A 16263-nucleotide genomic window follows, 5' to 3' on the forward strand; every position below is an offset into this window, starting at 1 on the left:
GACGGTTGCCCCGGCGGGGTGGTGCGGGGCTGGATAGGGTCGTCGGGTGAACCGACTCGCCAAGGCCACCTCCCCGTACCTGCTCCAGCACGCCGACAACCCGGTCGACTGGTGGCCGTGGTGCGACGAGGCGTTCGCCGAGGCGAAGCGGCGGGACGTCCCGGTGCTCATCTCGGTCGGCTACGCCGCCTGCCACTGGTGCCACGTGATGGCCCACGAGTCGTTCGAGGACGAAAAGGTCGGCGCGCTGGTCAACGCCGGCTTCGTGGCCATCAAGGTGGACCGCGAGGAGCGGCCGGACGTCGACGCCGTGTACATGACCGCCACCCAGGCGATGACCGGCCAGGGCGGCTGGCCGATGACGGTCTTCGCCACCCCCGACGGCACCCCGTTCTTCTGCGGCACCTACTTCCCGAAGCCCAACTTCGTCCGGCTGCTGGAGTCCGTCGGCACCGCCTGGCGGGAGCAGCGGGAGGCGGTGCTGCGGCAGGGCGCCGCCGTGGTCGAGGCGATCGGTGGTGCCCAGGCCGTCGGCGGCCCCACCGCCCCGCTCACCGCCGAACTGCTCGACGCCGCCGCCGACCAGCTCGCCGCCGAGTACGACGAGACGAACGGCGGCTTCGGTGGCGCGCCGAAGTTCCCGCCGCACATGAACCTGCTCTTCCTGCTGCGCCAGCACCGGCGTACCGGCTCGGCGCGGAGCCTGGAGATGGTCCGGCACACCGCCGAGGCGATGGCCCGGGGCGGGATCCACGACCAGCTCGCCGGCGGGTTCGCCCGCTACTCGGTGGACGCCCACTGGACCGTGCCGCACTTCGAGAAGATGCTCTACGACAACGCCCTGCTGCTGCGGGTCTACACCCAGCTCTGGCGGCTCACCGGGGACCGGCTGGCCCGGCGGGTGGCCCGGGACACCGCCCGGTTCCTCGCCGACGAACTGCACCGGCCCGGGGACGGCTTCGCCTCCGCGCTGGACGCCGACACCGACGGCGTGGAGGGGCTCACCTACGCCTGGACCCCGGACCAGCTCGTCGAGGCGCTGGGCGAGTCCGACGGCCGGTGGGCCGCCGACCTGTTCGGCGTCACCGCCGACGGCACCTTCGAACACGGCCTGAGCGTGGTGAAGCTGGCCCGGGACGTCGACGACGCCGACCCGGAGGTCCGCGCCCGCTGGCAGGACGTGGTGGGTCGGCTGCTGGCCGCCCGGGACGCCCGTCCCCAGCCGGCCCGCGACGACAAGGTGGTGGCCGCCTGGAACGGCCTGGCGATCACCGCCATCGTCGAGTTCCTCCAGGTGGCGGCGCTGCACGTGGCCCCCGACGACGAGGACGCCAACCTGATGGAGGGGGTCGTCATCGTCGCCGACGGGGCGATGCGGGACGCCGCCGAGCACCTGGCCGCCGTGCACCTGGTGGACGGCCGGCTGCGCCGCGCCTCGCGGGACCGGCTGGTCGGCGAGCCGGCCGGCGTGCTGGAGGACTACGGCTGCGTGGCCGAGGCGTTCTGCGCGCTGCACCAGCTCACCGGCGAGGGTCGCTGGCTGGAGCTGGCCGGCGGGCTGTTGGACATCGCGCTGGCCCGGTTCGCCGCGCCGGGTGGTGGCTTCTACGACACCGCCGACGACGCCGAGCGGCTGGTCGCCCGGCCGGCCGACCCGACCGACAACGCCACCCCGTCCGGCCGGTCCGCGATCGTGGCGGCGTTGGTGGCGTACGCGGCGCTGACCGGGGAGACCCGCTACCGGGAGGCCGCCGAGGCGGCCCTGTCGACCGTGGCGCCGATCGTCGGCCGGCACGCCCGGTTCACCGGGTACGCGGCGACCGTGGGCGAGGCGCTGCTCTCCGGGCCGTACGAGATCGCGGTGGTCACCGACGACCCGGCGGGCGACCCGCTGGTCGCCGCCGCGCACCGGCACGCCCCGCCCGGCGCGGTGGTGGTGGCCGGTCGGCCGGACCAGCCCGGCGTGCCGCTGCTCGCCGACCGGCCGCGGGTCGACGGGCGGCCCACCGCGTACGTCTGCCGGGGCTTCGTCTGCCAGCGCCCGGTGACCTCGGTCGACGAGCTGGTCGCCCAGCTCACCTGAGCCGGACCGCCACCCCCGGCCCTCCGCACCGGGGGTGGGCCGGCCCCGGATAGGCTGGCGGCGCTATGGATTCCCGTACCGGTCTGCCCGTCGTCGGCATGGTGGGCGGTGGCCAGCTCGCCCGGATGACCCACCAGGCCGCCATCGCCCTCGGCCAGTCCCTGCGCGTGCTGGCGCTCGCCCCCGACGACGGTGCGGCCCTGGTCGCCGCCGACGTCCAGTACGGCGACCACACCGACCTCGCCGCGCTGCGCACCTTCGCCAAGGGCTGCGACGTGGTCACCTTCGACCACGAGCACGTCCCGACGGAGCACATCCGCACCCTCGCCGCCGAGGGGGTGAAGCTCTTCCCGCCCGCCGACGCGCTGCTGCACGCCCAGGACAAGCGGGTCATGCGGGAGCGCCTGGGCGAGCTGGGCGCCCCCAACCCGGCCTGGCGGCCGGTGACCCAGCCGGCCGACCTGCTCGCCTTCGGCGCGGAGCGGGGCTGGCCGGTGGTGCTGAAGGCGGCCCGGGGCGGCTACGACGGCCGGGGTGTCTGGCTGGTCGACGACGCCACCCAGGCGGTCGAGCTGGCGACCACCCTGCTCGCCGGGGGCACCCCGTTGATCGTCGAGGAGCGGGTGGCGCTGCGCCGGGAGCTGGCCGTGCAGGTGGCCCGCTCGCCGTTCGGGCAGGTCGCCGCGTACCCGGTGGTGGAGACGGTGCAGCGGGACGGGATCTGCGTCGAGGTGCTCGCCCCCGCGCCCGGCCTGCCGGAGGAGCTGGCGGTCGCCGCCCAGCAGCTCGCCATCGACCTGGCCACCGCGCTCGACGTGGTCGGCCTGCTGGCGGTGGAGCTGTTCCAGACCGACTCCGGCCTGGTCGTCAACGAGCTGGCGATGCGCCCGCACAACTCCGGGCACTGGACCATCGAGGGCGCCCGTACCTCGCAGTTCGAGCAGCACCTGCGGGCGGTGCTCGACTACCCGATGGGGGACACCGCGCTCACCGCGCCGGTCGTGGTGATGGCGAACGTGCTCGGCGGCGAGCCGGGCGGGATCTCCATCGACGAGCGGCTGCACCACCTCTTCGCCGCCGAGCCGGGCGCCAAGGTCCACCTGTACGGCAAGCAGGTGCGTCCCGGCCGCAAGATCGGCCACGTCACGGTGCTCGGCGACGACCTGGACGACGTACGGGCGCGGGCCGGGCGGGCCGCCCGCTGGCTGCGGGAGCGGCACGAGTGAGCACCGTAGGGCTGATCATGGGCAGCGACTCGGACTGGCCCACCATGAAGGCCGCCGCCGAGGCGCTCGACGAGTTCGAGGTGCCGTACGAGGTGGCGGTGATCTCGGCGCACCGTACCCCGGTCAAGATGATCGAGTACGGCCGCGCCGCCGCCGACCGGGGGATCAAGGTGATCATCGCCGGGGCGGGGGGTGCCGCCGCCCTGCCCGGCATGGTCGCCTCGGTCACCCCGCTGCCGGTGATCGGCGTCCCGGTGCCGCTGAAACACCTGGACGGGATGGACTCGCTGCTGTCCATCGTGCAGATGCCCGCCGGCGTGCCGGTGGCCACCGTGTCGATCGGCAACGCCCGCAACGCCGGGCTGCTCGCCGTACGCGTCCTGGCCGCCGCCGATCCGGCGCTGCTCAAGCGGATGGCGGCCTACCAGGCGAGCCTGGCGGACCTGGTGGCCGAGAAGGACGCCGCTCTGCGCGCCTCGCTCGGCTGACCGACTCGCCCCGCCCGGCACGCACCGGCCGACTCGCCCACCGGCACCCGCCGGCCGACTCGCCCCGCCCGGCACGCCCACCGCACCCACCGGCCGGCGCGCACCGCCCGCGCCGGCACCTACCCCGGGGTGACCCTCGAACTCACCTCATGCCGCGCAGCGCCGTCTGCAACCGCTCCTGGGCCCGGCGGCGACGTTCGTTGCTCGCGCCCAGCACCAGCAGCACCAGACCGACCGGGATGAGCACCAGCCACGGTCCGAGGCTGAACAGGGCGTGCACGGCCGCGACGGCGGTCACCGCCGCACCGACGATCACCGGTGCCTGCTGCCGGCTGGCCGAGCCGAAGACCAGCACCGCCACCGCGCCGAGCAGCAGGAGCACCTGCCGCAACATGCTGGAGTCGGTGGCCAGCACGATGGCCAGCGTCGGCACGAACGCCGCCAGCAGCGCCGGGCCGTACGCCACCCAACTGGACAGGTCCGGGCGGTGCCGGAGTTCCAGCACGCCCACCAGCAGGGCGAGCGCCGCGAACGGTAGGGTGTACGCCTCCGGCAGCGCCACGTCGGCCACCCGCATCAGGATCCACCAGGCGACGATCTCGCAGGCGACCACCGCCCAGAACAGGATCTGCCGTTCCACCGGCCGCCGGCCCGGTCGGGTGGCGGCCACCCCGAGGACAGCGCCCCAGGCGGCCAGCAGGGCGGCGATGTGCCGGGGAGAGTCGAACGCCAGCGCCAGGGCGATGAGCGCGGCGGCGTACCCGCTCCACTCGACCGTGGCGGCCTCGCGTTGCGCCTCCGGCCGGCGCAGCCGGGGCAGCGTCGCCGCGAAGACCTGCAACGCCGCGCCCACGGCGAGGACCCCGAACGCCGACCAGACCGCCGCGAACCCGGCCACCAGTCCGGCGGTGAGCACGAAGAGCTGCGCCATCAGCGAGGCGAAGAGCCAGCCCAGGATGCGGGCCCGCTGGGTGGTGCCGAAGAACGCGGCGACCACGCCGACCCCGACCGCGCCCCCCAGGGTGAACAGGGTCAACCCCCGGCTGGCCAGGCTGCCGGCCAGCCCGGCACCGCCGGCCGCGAGCCCGATGACGAAGACCAGCACCCGGGTGACCCGCAGCGACCGGGCCCGCTCGGCCAGCGGGGGCGGCGGGGTCAGCGCGAGCCCCAGCATCGAGATGGTGAAGACCGCGAGGGCGGCCAGCGCGTTCTGCGGCCAGGCCAGCCCCAGGGCGATCGGCGTGATCAGCAGCGTGACCGCCAGTCCGGGCAGCACCACCGGCACCGCCCGGGACCGGCGTCCGCCGCTGAGACCCGTGGCCGCCAGGGCGGCGGTGCCGGTCAGCAGCAGCGCGGTCAGCACGTGCGTCGGGTCGACCGCGTCCGGCGGTGCGGTGCGCAGCTCCGGCGGTGGCCCCTGCCAGATGTGGGCGAGCATCCGGTGCGGCTCGACCAGCGCCACGAACAGCAGCGGTGCGAGCGAGGCCAGCGCCAGCACGGTGGGCACCGCGGCGGCGGCGAGCGCCCCGGCGGCCGGGCTGATCCGCCAGCGACGCTCCTCGCCGTCGTCGGGCAGCCGGCGCAGCGCCCCGTCCAGCAGCACCGACCAGCGGCGCGTCGGCTGGGCCGAACCGGCCGGCGGTACGGTGGCCGCCCGGACCAGTTCGGCGAGCACCCCGAGCAGCGCCGCCGCGGCGGCGAACACCCCGGACGGCAGCTTGACGAAGATCGCGGCCAGCGCGCTGATCGTCGCGCCACCGGTGATCGCCGCGCTCGCGTACGGCAGGTACTGCGGCACCTGGCGGCGGACGGCGGCCACCCCGGCGAGCCCGAAGCTGGACGCGGCCAGCGCGGCGGTCAGCACCACCTGCGCGGAGTGGCCGAACTCGGCGGCGAGGGCGGCCACCGCGCCGGGGAACGCGAGCAGCGCGGCGGCCGTCGCCGCGCCGCCGATCTGCACCAGGTGCGGCGGCATCCCCTCGGTCTCGACGTCCGCCACCTGCGACCCGGCGAGCGACCGGGCCAGTCCCGCCACGGTCAGCCCGATCAACGCGATACCGCCGAGGGCGAGCGCGGTGGTCCACGGGCGGACCAGCCCGGCCCCGGCCGCGTGCAGCGCGATCGCCCCGGCCACGGTGGCCCGGGACAGCCCGGCGCGCGGGTCGGCGGAGGCCGCCGCCGCCATCCCGAAGGCGGTGGCCACGGTGAGGCCCACCAGCACCGGCGACCACCAGGGCAGGTCGAAGGCGGCCGGTACGCCGACGGTGGCCAGCACCGCCGCCACACCCGCCACGTCGTACTTCCAGGGCGCCGGGAGCAGGATCGCGGCGGCGACCCCGAGCAGGGCCAGCGCGACCGGGGCCTGCCAGGTCGCGCCGCCGGTCGGCGCGGCCGGCCAGCCGGTCAGGTCGCCGGCCCAGATCGGCCCCGGGGTGGCCAGCGCGCCGACCCCACCGCGCAGCGCCGACCAGGCGGCCAGGACCCCGATCAGGGTGGCACCGACGGCGATGCCGAGCACCGGACCGCGTCGCCACTCGTCGGGCATCGCGCGGGCGGCGACGGCGACCACCAGCACCAGCACGGCGGCGACCACGAGCTGCCCACCGGGGGAGATCACCGCCGCGATCCGGGCCAGGGTGGCGATCAGGGCCGCGGTGGCCGCCGCGGCGGCCAGGTCGGCGCCGTCCAGGGCCAGGTCCGACCGCCGGCCGGCGTCGATCCGGCCGGCGAAGAGCAGCAGCAGGGTGGCGATCAGCAGCAGCCCGCCCACCCAGGCGTCGGCGGCCGTCCGGCCCGGGGCGACGAAGGCCGCGCCGACCACGGCCAGCGCGCCCAGCCCGGTGCCGACGGCGTGCGGCACGCTCAGGTGCCGCTGCGACACCTGTTCCATGGCCGCGTAGCCGAGGGTGACGCAGACGGCCAGGAAGCTCGCCGCCAGGATCGGCACGGTCAGCTCGCGCAGCACCGCCGGGGTGAGCGCCGGCCCGGACGGCTCGGTGGCCGCGACGAACGCGGCGACCGCGCCCGGCAGCGCGAACGCCGCCCCGCCGGCGGCCCAGCCGGAGAGCGTGTCGGCGGCGGCCGGGGCGATCCGCACCCGGGGGGCCAGCGCCACCAGTACCCCCGCCAGCACCAGGGCGACCAGGGCGGCGGCGGTCGACGCCGGCCGGCTCAGCGCGGCACCGGCCCCGATGACGCCGACCGTCGTGGCGGTGACGGCGTGCACCACGGCGGCCCGGGGCGTGCCGGCGGAGAGCCCGACGATGCCGATCCCGACCGCCGCCAGCACCATCGGCCACGGCGCGGCCACCCAGCCCAGGCCGAGGGAGGCGGGTACGGCCAGCGCGGTCAGCGCCGCGCCGACCACCGCGAACTCGCGGCGGATCTCCGGCGGCAGGGCCAGCACCGCCGCGACGGTGAGCAGCAGGGCGCTGGCGGCGAGCTGACCGGCCGCCGGGCCGGCCGTCGCCGACACCTCGGCGGGGAACCGGGCCAGGTCGGCCCGCCAGGCCGGCAGCGCCGCCTGGACCGGGGCCAGCCCGGCCCGCAGCGCGCCGCCGGCCACCACCAGGCCGCTGACCGTCAGCGCCGCGGCCGAGGCGAGCTGCGGCCCGCGCCGGGCCGCCTCCGGTACGGCCCGCACCGCCAGCCCGGTCAGCGTGATGACCGCGGCGATCAGCAGCAGCGCCCGACCCGGGAAGGCGACCGAGGCGATCCGGCCCAGCGCGCCGATCACGGCCAGGGTGAGGATGCCCGCGCCCACGTCCGGCAGGGGCGGCCGGCGCAGCAGCAGTGTCCCGGCCAGCGCCACCGCCGCGGCCAGCAGCAGGGCCGCGCCCGCGCCGGTGGCCGTCGGCACGGCCTGTGCCCGCAGCAGCGCGGCGACCGCGTACGCCAGGGCGAGGGCCACCGCCGCGCCGTGCAGCAGCCAGGTCAGCTCGGGCAGCCACGGCACCGGCCGGGCCCTCCCGGCCGGGCTGGCCGCCGCCGCGCCGAGCACCTCGGCCGACTCCTCGGGCGCACCCTCCGGCCGGCCGTCCGCGCCGACCCGCTGCCGGGGCGTGGGCGGGGTCGCCGGCGGCGGCAGGTCCCGGCGGACCGGACGTTCCCGCATCACGCCCGAGCGGACCAGCCCCAGGTCGAGCACGGCCACCACGGTGAGCGCCACCGCCCAGCCACCCGGGCCGTTGATCCACTCGTAGGCGAGCAGCGGCACCACCGGCTGGGCGGCGAGCACCGCCGCGAACCGGGGGGCGCGCAGCCCGGTCCCGGCGGCGTAGGCCAGCGCGACACCGGTGGTGACCGCGAAGATCACGCCGGAGAAGACCGCGCCGGAGGCGGCGCTGTCGCCGATCCGGTCCACCGCCCAGAGGGCGTACCCGGCCAGCGGCACCAGCAGCAGGCCGACCGTGGAGATCGTCTCGGCGGTGGAGGTGAGCCCCCGCTTCGCCAGCACCGGCGGGGCGAGCAGCAGCAGGACGGTGGCGACCAGCAGGATGCCGAGCCGGGCCAGGGCGTCCATCGAGCTGGTGGCGACGGCGGCGAAGACCACCGCGGCCACGGCCAGCACCAGCGCGCCCAGCCCCAGCGGGATGTTCTGCACCTCCCGGGAGGACGCCTCCGGTGGGTGCTCCGGGTCGTCCGCGTCCAGCCAGGCTGCGGTGGCCCGGGGCGGCGGCGGTTCGTCCGGGCCGGGCGGCGGGTTGCCCTGCCGGGGAACCCGGGGCGGCGCGCCGGTGGTGGCGGTCGGCGGTCGGCGGCCGGGCTTGCGGCGCAGCACCCGGCGGGGCCGGGTGGCCTGCTTGATCCGTTCCTCACCGGCGTGGGCGAGGATGTCCCGCTGGAAGAGGGCCGCCTGCATCTTCGCGGCGATCTGGCGCTGCTCCTTGGCGATCTCGGCGTCGCGCGCCTTCATCTCCGCGATGGAGCGCTCGATCTCCGCCAGGTGTTCCCGCCACTGCGGCTGCTCGGCCCCGCAGTTCGGGCAGCGGGCGGCCGGTTTGATCTGCCGCCCGCACGAGGGGCACTGAAAGCTCTCCACGACACCCTCCACCCGGGCCGGCCGCACTGTGGACGCCGTCCCCCCGCAGCATGCCTTGAGCGGGCGCGGATTTCGACACCCGGGGCGTCGTTCCGGGCAACAAAAACGCGCCGGCCGGGGAGCGGTGCTCCCCGGCCGGCGCGGCCCGTCGTCGTCAGGGGCGGCCCATGCCCCGGTACTCCCAGCCGGCCTTGCTCCACAGTGCCGCGTCCAGGCAGTTGCGCCCGTCGACCACCTTGCGGCCGGCGACCAGCTCGCCGAGGGCGACCGGGTCGGCGTTGCGGAAGTCGGCCCACTCGGTGAGCACGCAGACCAGGTCGGCGCCGGTCACCGCCTCGTTCATGCTGGCCTCGTAGGTCAGTTCGGGGGCGACCCGGCGGGCGTTCTCGGCGCCCTGCGGGTCGTACACGTGCACGTCGGCGCCGGACTTGGCGAGCAGCGCGGCGACGGCGAGCGCCGGAGCGTCGCGGACGTCGTCGGTGTTGGGCTTGAAGGTCGCGCCGAGCACCGCGACCCGGGTGCCGGAGAAGTCCGGGCCGGCCGGGCCGGAGCGGCGGCCGAGCAGGTCGGCGGCGAGTTGGAGGACCCGGGTACGGCGGCGCATGTTGATCAGGTCGACCTCGTGCAGGAAGCGCAGCGCCTCACCGGCCCCCAGCTCCTGCGCGCGGGCCTGGAAGGCGCGGATGTCCTTGGGCAGGCAGGCGCCGCCGAAGCCGAGGCCGGCCTGGAGGAACCGGTTGCCGATCCGCGGGTCGTAGCCGATGGCCCGGGCGAGCTGGGTGACGTCGCCGCCGCTGGCCTCGCAGACCTCGGCCATCGCGTTGATGAAGGAGATCTTGGTGGCCAGGAAGGCGTTCGCGGCGACCTTGACCAGCTCGGCGGTGGCGAAGTCGGTGACCACCAGCGGGACCTCCCGGTCCTCGGTGGCGGCCAGGTCGAAGACGCCCTTGTGGGCGGCGTAGAGCATGGCGTTGGCCCACTCGCTCTTGACCCCGACCACGATCCGGTTCGGGCGCAGCACGTCGTCGACGGCGAAGCCCTCCTGGAGGAACTCGGGGCTCCACGCCACCTCGACGCCCAGGTCGACCTGGGTGTGCTTGCCGACGAGCTGCTCCACCCAGTCGGCGGTGCCGACCGGGACGGTGGACTTGCCGACGATCAGCGCCTTGCGGGTCAGGTGCTGGGCCAGGCTGGTCACCGACGCCTCGACGTAGGACAGGTCGGCGCCCATCCCGTCGGCGCGCTGCGGGGTGCCCACGCAGATGAAGTGCACGTCGCCGAAGTCGGCGGTCTCGGAGATGTCGGTGCTGAACCGCAGCCGGCCGGCGGCCAGGTTGCGGCGGAGCAGCTCGTCCAGGCCGGGCTCGTGGATCGGCACCTCGCCGGCGTTCAGCTTGGCGATCTTCTCGGCGTCGACGTCGTAGCCGAGGACCTCGTAGCCCAGTTCGGCGTAGCAGATGGCGTACGTCGCGCCGAGGTAGCCGGTGCCCAGGAAGGTGACCCGGGGACGCGGCGCACCCGACGGGGGCGTCACCGGGGAGATCGCCGGTGCCGGCTGGATGTTCGGGTACGGGATCGTCACGCCTGTCTTCTCCGCTCGCACTGGCGGCGCTTCACTGCGTCGCAATCGGCTGCGGCGCCTGGCCGGGCACCGATAGGAAACTTGTTCTACTGGTGAGGGTAGTTGTGCTGTGTCGACGCCTGTCGGGCGCGAGCCTACCCGCCGGTAAGGTACGCCGGAACCAGGATGGCTATCCTTCAGTCTGCGGCAGTCGGCGGTCCCCGGACGGCACCAGACTGCGCATGATAGCGGTGAAAGGGGATGGCCGACATGGCCGCAGAACAGTCGTTCGACGTCTACCGGTTGCCCGAGGAGCACGACGCGGTCCGCGCGGCGGTCCGCGAGGTCTGTGCCGCGAAGGTGGCCCCCCACGCCGCCGAGGCGGACGAGACCAGCGAGTTCCCCAAGGCGTCGTACGACGCCCTGCGGGCCGCGGACTTCCACGCCCCGCACATCCCGGTCGAGTACGGCGGCGCCGGGGCGGACGCCCTGGCCACCGCGATCGTGATCGAGGAGGTGGCCCGGGCCTGCGCGTCGTCGTCGCTGATCCCGGCGGTGAACAAGCTCGGCACCATGCCGCTGATCCTGGCCGGCGCGGAGGAGCTGAAGCAGAAGTACCTGACCAGGGTCGCCGCCGGCGACGCGATGTTCTCGTACTGCCTCTCCGAGCCGGAGGCGGGCAGCGACGCCGCGTCGATGACCACCCGGGCGGTCCGGGACGGCGACCACTGGGTGCTCAACGGCGTGAAGCGGTGGATCACCAATGCCGGCGTCTCGGAGTTCTACACCGTATTCGCTGTGACCGATCCCACAGCCCGGTCGCGCGGCATCTCTGCGTTCGTGGTGGAGAAGTCCGACCCCGGGGTGAGCTTCGGCGCCCCGGAGAAGAAGCTCGGCATCAAGGGCTCGCCGACCCGCGAGGTCTACCTCGACAACGTCCGCGTCCCGGCGGACCGGATGATCGGCGCCGAGGGCACCGGCTTCGCCACCGCGATGCAGACCCTGGACCACACCCGGGTCACCATCGCCGCCCAGGCCGTCGGCATCGCCCAGGGCGCGCTGGACTACGCCAAGGGCTACGTCCAGGAGCGCAAGCAGTTCGGCCGGCCGGTCGCCGACTTCCAGGGCGTCCAGTTCATGCTCGCCGACATGGGCATGAAGCTGGAGGCCGCCCGGCAGTTGACGTACGCCGCCGCCGGCAGGTCCGAGCGGGGTGACGCCGACCTGACGTACTTCGGCGCGGCGGCGAAGTGCTTCGCCTCGGACGCCGCCATGGAGATCACCACCGACGCGGTGCAGCTCCTCGGCGGCTACGGCTACACCCGGGACTACCCGGTCGAGCGGATGATGCGCGACGCCAAGATCACCCAGATCTACGAGGGCACCAACCAGGTGCAGCGCATCGTGGTGGCCCGCCAGCTCCTCAAGGGCTGAGCGGCCGGCCCGTACGGGTGGGCGGGCCGGTTCCCCGGCCCGCCCACCGGCGGTCAACGGTTCTCGGTGCTGCTCTCCGGCTTGGCGCCGTAGCGCGGCGGCGCGGACCACGGCGACTCCGTCCCGGCCCGCCGGGGCAGCGGTTCGGTGGGGGTGTCGAGGGCGGGGTAGCCGAGGGTGGGCGGGGCGGTGTCCGCCTCGCTCCGGGCCGCCGCGCCGGCCGGCGGCCAGTCGCCCAGCGTGAAGGTGTTGGTCGGCGGGGTGTCGTCGGCCGGGGTCAGCTCCACCCCGGTCGCCGGCTGTGGCCAGCGCCGCCACCGTTGCACGCTGAAGGCCGCCATCAGCAGTAGCAGGCCGATCAGGAACAGGGTGCCGTCCTGTACCGGCTGGCGCAGCGGCAGTGGGTCGCCGAGCACCTTCCAGTCCTGCGGGATCCAGTCGAGCACGGTGAACGGGGCGATGAACATCCCGACGTACGGGGTGACCAGCAGCAGCCCGGCGACGAGCGGGCCGAGCGGCGAGCTGCGCAGCGTGCCGAGCAGGCCGAGCAGGATGCCGGCGACGCCGAGGTAGACGGCCGGCTCGATCAGGTTGGCCGTGCTGTATGTGCCGATCTCCACCCAGCGGTCGACGGTCCGGCCCGACCCGTCCTGCCCGAGGGTGACCAGCACCCAGGTGATGGGCGCCACCACCAACCCGGCGAGGAAGCTCCAGAGATGTCGCATCCGCGCACCGTACCGTTTCCGCCATGACCGAGCACCCCGCCGCCCTGTCCGGCAAGCCGACGTCGTACTCCCGCGTCACGCTGAGTCGCATCATGACCGCCGTCGATGTCAATCTGTACGGGACCGTGCACGGTGGGGTGCTGATGAAGTTCGTCGACGACGTGGCGGGCGCGGCGGCGGCCCGGCACAGCGGCGGCACGGCGGTCACCGCCTCGATCGACGAGATCGTCTTCTCCGAACCGGTGCGGGTGGGTGACCTGGTGCACGCCCACGCCCAGGTGAACTGGACCGGCAACACCTCGATGGAGGTGGGGGTGCGGGTGGTCGCCGAGCGGTGGGACTCGGCCGAGGACGAACCGGTCCGGGTCGCCACCGCGTACCTGGTCTTCGTGGGGGTGGACGTGAGCGGCGCCCCCCGGCCGGTCCGCCCGGTGCTGTCGGAGACCCCCGAGGACGAACGACGCTTCAAGGAGGCGGAGATCCGCCGCGCCCACCGCCTGGCCAAGCGCCGCGCCATCCAGGCCCACCGCGCAGGCTGACCGACACCCCACCCGACCCCCCAACCCGTTACCCCCGCACCAGGCTGCCCGGCTGCCCGGCTGCCCGCCTGACTGGCGCGTCCGCCCCGGTGATCAAGAGGTTTGCGGCAGCTCCACACCGAATGTTGACCTGAACTTCTTGATCACCGGCCCCGGCCCCCAGGGGTGGGGGCCTGGCGCCAGGGGGTGGGGGCGGGGGTGGGGGGCGAATGTGTGCGTGGGGCACGTTTCGGGGCTGGGCCCCGGTGTGGATGATGGCGCTGCGAGGTAGGCAAGATGGCGTCACGGCCCGGGCACAGTGTCGTGCGGGGCCTGGAGGAGGGTGGAGCGGTGGGTGACGTGCTGTGGACGCCGCCGGCGGACGTACGCGAGCGGTCCCGGATCGGGGGCTACCTGCGCTGGCTGCGGGAGCACCGGGGGCTGGACTTCGCCGACTACGACGCGCTGTGGGAATGGTCGGTCACCGACCTGGACGCCTTCTGGCGGTCGATCTGGGACCACTTCGAGGTGGTGGCGCACACCCCGCCCACGGCGACCCTGACCGACCCGGCGATGCCGGGCGCCCGGTGGTTCCCCGGCGCGACGCTCAACTACGCCGAGAACGTGCTGCGGATGCCCGGCCGGGCCGACGACGACCCGGTGGTGGTCGCGCACGGCCAGACCCGCCCGCCGGTCACCCTGACCGCCGCCGGGCTGCGCGAGCAGGTCCGCCGGGTGGCGGCCGGGCTGCGCCGGCTCGGCGTGGTCGCCGGGGACCGGGTGGCCGCGTACGCCCCGAACATCCCCGAGACGTACGTGCTGCTGCTGGCGACCAGCAGCCTCGGCGCGATCTTCTCGTCCTGCGCCCCGGAGTTCGGCACCCGCAGTGTCGTCGACCGCTGGCAGCAGATCGAGCCGAAAGTCCTGGTCGCCGTGGACGGCTACCGGTACGGCGACAAGCCGGTGGACCGGCGCGCCGAGGTGGCCGCCATCCGGGCCGCCCTGCCCTCGGTCCGGCACACCGTCGGCATCGCCTACCTGGACCCGGCCGGCCCTGCCTCCGTGCCGCCCGGCGACACTCCGGCCCGCCCGAAGGACCCGCGTGAGGCCGCGCCGGAGGGCACGTTGGCCTGGGCCGACCTGGCCGCGCCGACCGACGAGCCGCTGACCTTCACCCCGGTCCCGTTCGACCATCCGCTCTACGTGCTCTACTCCTCCGGCACCACCGGGCTGCCGAAGCCGATCGTGCACGGGCACGGCGGCATCCTGCTGGAGCACCTGAAGATGCTGGCCCTGCACCACGACCTGGGCCCGGCCGACCGGTTCTTCTGGTTCACCACCACCGGCTGGATGATGTGGAACTTCCTGGTCTCCGGCCCGGCCGTCGGCGCGACCATCGTGCTGTTCGACGGCAACCCCGGGCACCCGGACCTGGGCGCGCTGTGGCGGCTGGCCGAGGAGACCGGCACCACCTACTTCGGCACCTCGGCGCCGTTCCTGCTGGCCTGCCGCAAGGCCGGCCTGGTGCCGAAGGAGATCGCCGACCTGTCCGCGCTGCGCGGGGTCGGGTCGACCGGGGCGCCACTGCCCGCCGAGGGCTTCACCTGGGTGTACGACACGGTCGGCGACGACCTCCAGCTCCAGTCACTGTCCGGTGGCACGGACGTCTGCACCGGTTTCGTCGGCGGGGTGCCGCTGCTGCCGGTGTACCCGGGTGAGATCACCTGCCGGGCGCTCGGGGCGAGGGTGGAGGCCCGATCGGCGGACGGCACCCCGGTCATCGGGGAGCTGGGCGAGCTGGTGATCACCGCCCCGATGCCGAGCATGCCGGTGGGCTTCTGGAACGACCCGGACGGCCGTCGCTACCGGGAGGCGTACTTCGAGGTCTATCCCGGGGTGTGGCGGCACGGGGACTGGATCACCATCAACGAGCGGGGCGGCTGCGTGATCACCGGGCGTTCCGACGCCACCCTCAACCGGGGCGGGGTCCGGCTCGGCACTGCCGAGTTCTACTCGGTGGTCGAGGGCCTGGACGAGGTCGTCGACTCGGTGGTGGTGCACCTGGAGGACGACGAGGGCGGTGCCGGTGAGCTGCTGCTCTTCGTGGTCCTCGCCGACGGTCTGGCGCTCGACAACGCCCTCCGGAAGAAGATCGCCCGCGAGCTGCGCACCGCCCTCTCCCCCCGCCACATCCCCGACGAGATCCACCAGGTCAAGGCGGTTCCCCGCACGCTGTCGGCCAAGAAGCTGGAGGTCCCGGTCAAGAAGATCCTCACCGGCACCCCCGTCGACTCGGCGGCGGCCAGGGGCGCCCTGGCCAACCCCGAGTCCCTCGCCGCCTTCGCCGCCTTCGCCCAGACCCGCCCCACCCCTTGATCCCGCCCGACCGCGTCGACCATCGAGTGAGGATGCCTCGTAAAGGGGCGGAAGGTCATCTTCCGCCCACCGCGCCTCCGTGATCCACGCCGTCAGGTGAGGGTGCGGGTGGTGTTCTCCGTGGTGGCGCGGGTGGGCAGCAGAGCAGGGGTGAGGTTGGCGCAGAGCACGATGGAGGCGGCCCGGGTGAGGGGGGCCAGCAGCCAGTCGGTGGGGTCGGGGTAGGCCGCCGCGTCGATGAGGAGGCGGTCGCCGGGGGAGATGCCGAGGGCCGTCGCGCGGGCCTCCGCGCGGGCCAGCAGCGCCGCGTCGGCGGGACCGCCCTGGGCGGACGGGGTGAAGTGGTCGCCGTGGCCGCGTACCTCGACGACGTAGTCGGCGAAACCGGCCGGCACCGCACGCAGCGGGGCGGCGAACGGGGCGAGCGCGAGGGCGTACCGGTCGCCGGCCGGCCAGGCGTCCGCCTCGGCGACCCGGTCGGCGGCGGCGAAGAGCACGTCCACGTCGCCCGGCGTGTCGGCCACCGTCAATCCGGCCGACCAGCAGCCGAGCAGCACCGCGGCGGTCTGCCAGTGCGGCGGGAGCAGCACCCCGGCCGGGTCGCCGGGCGAGCGGGCCAACTCGTCGACGAGCAGGTTGGCGGTCTTGGCCACCCAGTTCGCCAACGTCGTGCCGGAGAGTTCGGTGCGCTCGCCGGTGGCGTCGTCGTACCAGGTCAGCAGGGGTCGGGTGGGGTCGGCCGCGATCGCGGCGGCGAAGACCCGGGCAATGTTGTCGGCCATCGACGCGAACGATACGCCGTCGCGGTCCG

Annotated in this window: 10 protein-coding genes; 6 read left to right on the forward strand and 4 right to left on the reverse strand. The window is 74.9% G+C overall.

Annotated features, from left to right (window positions below; all coding sequences use genetic code 11):
• The first annotated feature begins 46 nt into the window (after nucleotides 1-46).
• The 3 genes from ACIQG9_RS03995 to purE all read left to right on the forward strand — a co-directional run bounded on the left by ACIQG9_RS03995 (nucleotide 47) and on the right by purE (nucleotide 3797).
• On the forward strand, nucleotides 47-2083 hold the full coding sequence (locus ACIQG9_RS03995; protein WP_400398184.1) for a thioredoxin domain-containing protein: 2037 nt from the start codon (nucleotides 47-49) through the stop codon (nucleotides 2081-2083).
• A gap of 65 nt (nucleotides 2084-2148) precedes the next feature.
• Nucleotides 2149-3309: a 5-(carboxyamino)imidazole ribonucleotide synthase gene (locus tag ACIQG9_RS04000; RefSeq protein WP_400398186.1), complete on the forward strand. Its 1161-nt coding sequence runs from the start codon at nucleotides 2149-2151 to the stop codon at nucleotides 3307-3309.
• Complete coding sequence (gene purE, locus ACIQG9_RS04005; RefSeq protein WP_400398188.1) at nucleotides 3306-3797, forward strand: 5-(carboxyamino)imidazole ribonucleotide mutase; 492 nt, start codon at nucleotides 3306-3308, stop codon at nucleotides 3795-3797. Before ACIQG9_RS04000 ends, purE begins: the two co-directional genes overlap by 4 nt.
• Nucleotides 3798-3939: 142 nt before the next feature.
• On the opposite strand, the gene ACIQG9_RS04010 is transcribed toward purE, so the two are convergent.
• The gene (locus tag ACIQG9_RS04010) at nucleotides 3940-8838 is read right to left on the reverse strand and encodes an SCO7613 C-terminal domain-containing membrane protein (protein WP_400398190.1); all 4899 of its coding nucleotides are present in this window, start codon (nucleotides 8836-8838) and stop codon (nucleotides 3940-3942) included.
• A 154-nt stretch (nucleotides 8839-8992) separates the two neighbouring features.
• The gene (locus ACIQG9_RS04015) at nucleotides 8993-10420 is read right to left on the reverse strand and encodes a UDP-glucose dehydrogenase family protein (protein ID WP_400398192.1); all 1428 of its coding nucleotides are present in this window, start codon (nucleotides 10418-10420) and stop codon (nucleotides 8993-8995) included.
• A 249-nt stretch (nucleotides 10421-10669) separates the two neighbouring features.
• Here ACIQG9_RS04015 and ACIQG9_RS04020 point away from each other — a divergent pair, with 249 nt between their 5' ends.
• A complete protein-coding gene (locus ACIQG9_RS04020) occupies nucleotides 10670-11833 on the forward strand; it encodes an acyl-CoA dehydrogenase family protein (protein WP_400398193.1) in 1164 nt (387 codons plus the stop codon).
• Between the two features lie 53 nt (nucleotides 11834-11886).
• Here ACIQG9_RS04020 and ACIQG9_RS04025 read toward each other — a convergent pair whose 3' ends face one another.
• The gene (locus ACIQG9_RS04025) at nucleotides 11887-12558 is read right to left on the reverse strand and encodes a hypothetical protein (RefSeq protein WP_400398194.1); all 672 of its coding nucleotides are present in this window, start codon (nucleotides 12556-12558) and stop codon (nucleotides 11887-11889) included.
• 23 nt (nucleotides 12559-12581) lie between these two features.
• Here ACIQG9_RS04025 and ACIQG9_RS04030 point away from each other — a divergent pair, with 23 nt between their 5' ends.
• Nucleotides 12582-13097, forward strand: coding sequence for an acyl-CoA thioesterase (locus ACIQG9_RS04030; RefSeq protein WP_400398196.1), 516 nt, complete (start codon nucleotides 12582-12584; stop codon nucleotides 13095-13097).
• Between the two features lie 330 nt (nucleotides 13098-13427).
• Nucleotides 13428-15452 (forward strand): acetoacetate--CoA ligase, encoded by a 2025-nt coding sequence (locus ACIQG9_RS04035; protein ID WP_400398198.1) that lies wholly within the window; start codon nucleotides 13428-13430, stop codon nucleotides 15450-15452.
• A gap of 92 nt (nucleotides 15453-15544) precedes the next feature.
• Here ACIQG9_RS04035 and ACIQG9_RS04040 read toward each other — a convergent pair whose 3' ends face one another.
• Entirely contained in the window at nucleotides 15545-16234 is a 690-nt protein-coding gene (locus ACIQG9_RS04040) for a TIGR03089 family protein (protein WP_400398200.1), read from the reverse strand.
• Nucleotides 16235-16263 lie beyond the last annotated feature (29 nt).

Source organism: Micromonospora sp. NPDC092111 (assembly GCF_044755745.1).
Taxonomy (GTDB): Bacteria; Actinomycetota; Actinomycetes; order Mycobacteriales; family Micromonosporaceae; genus Micromonospora.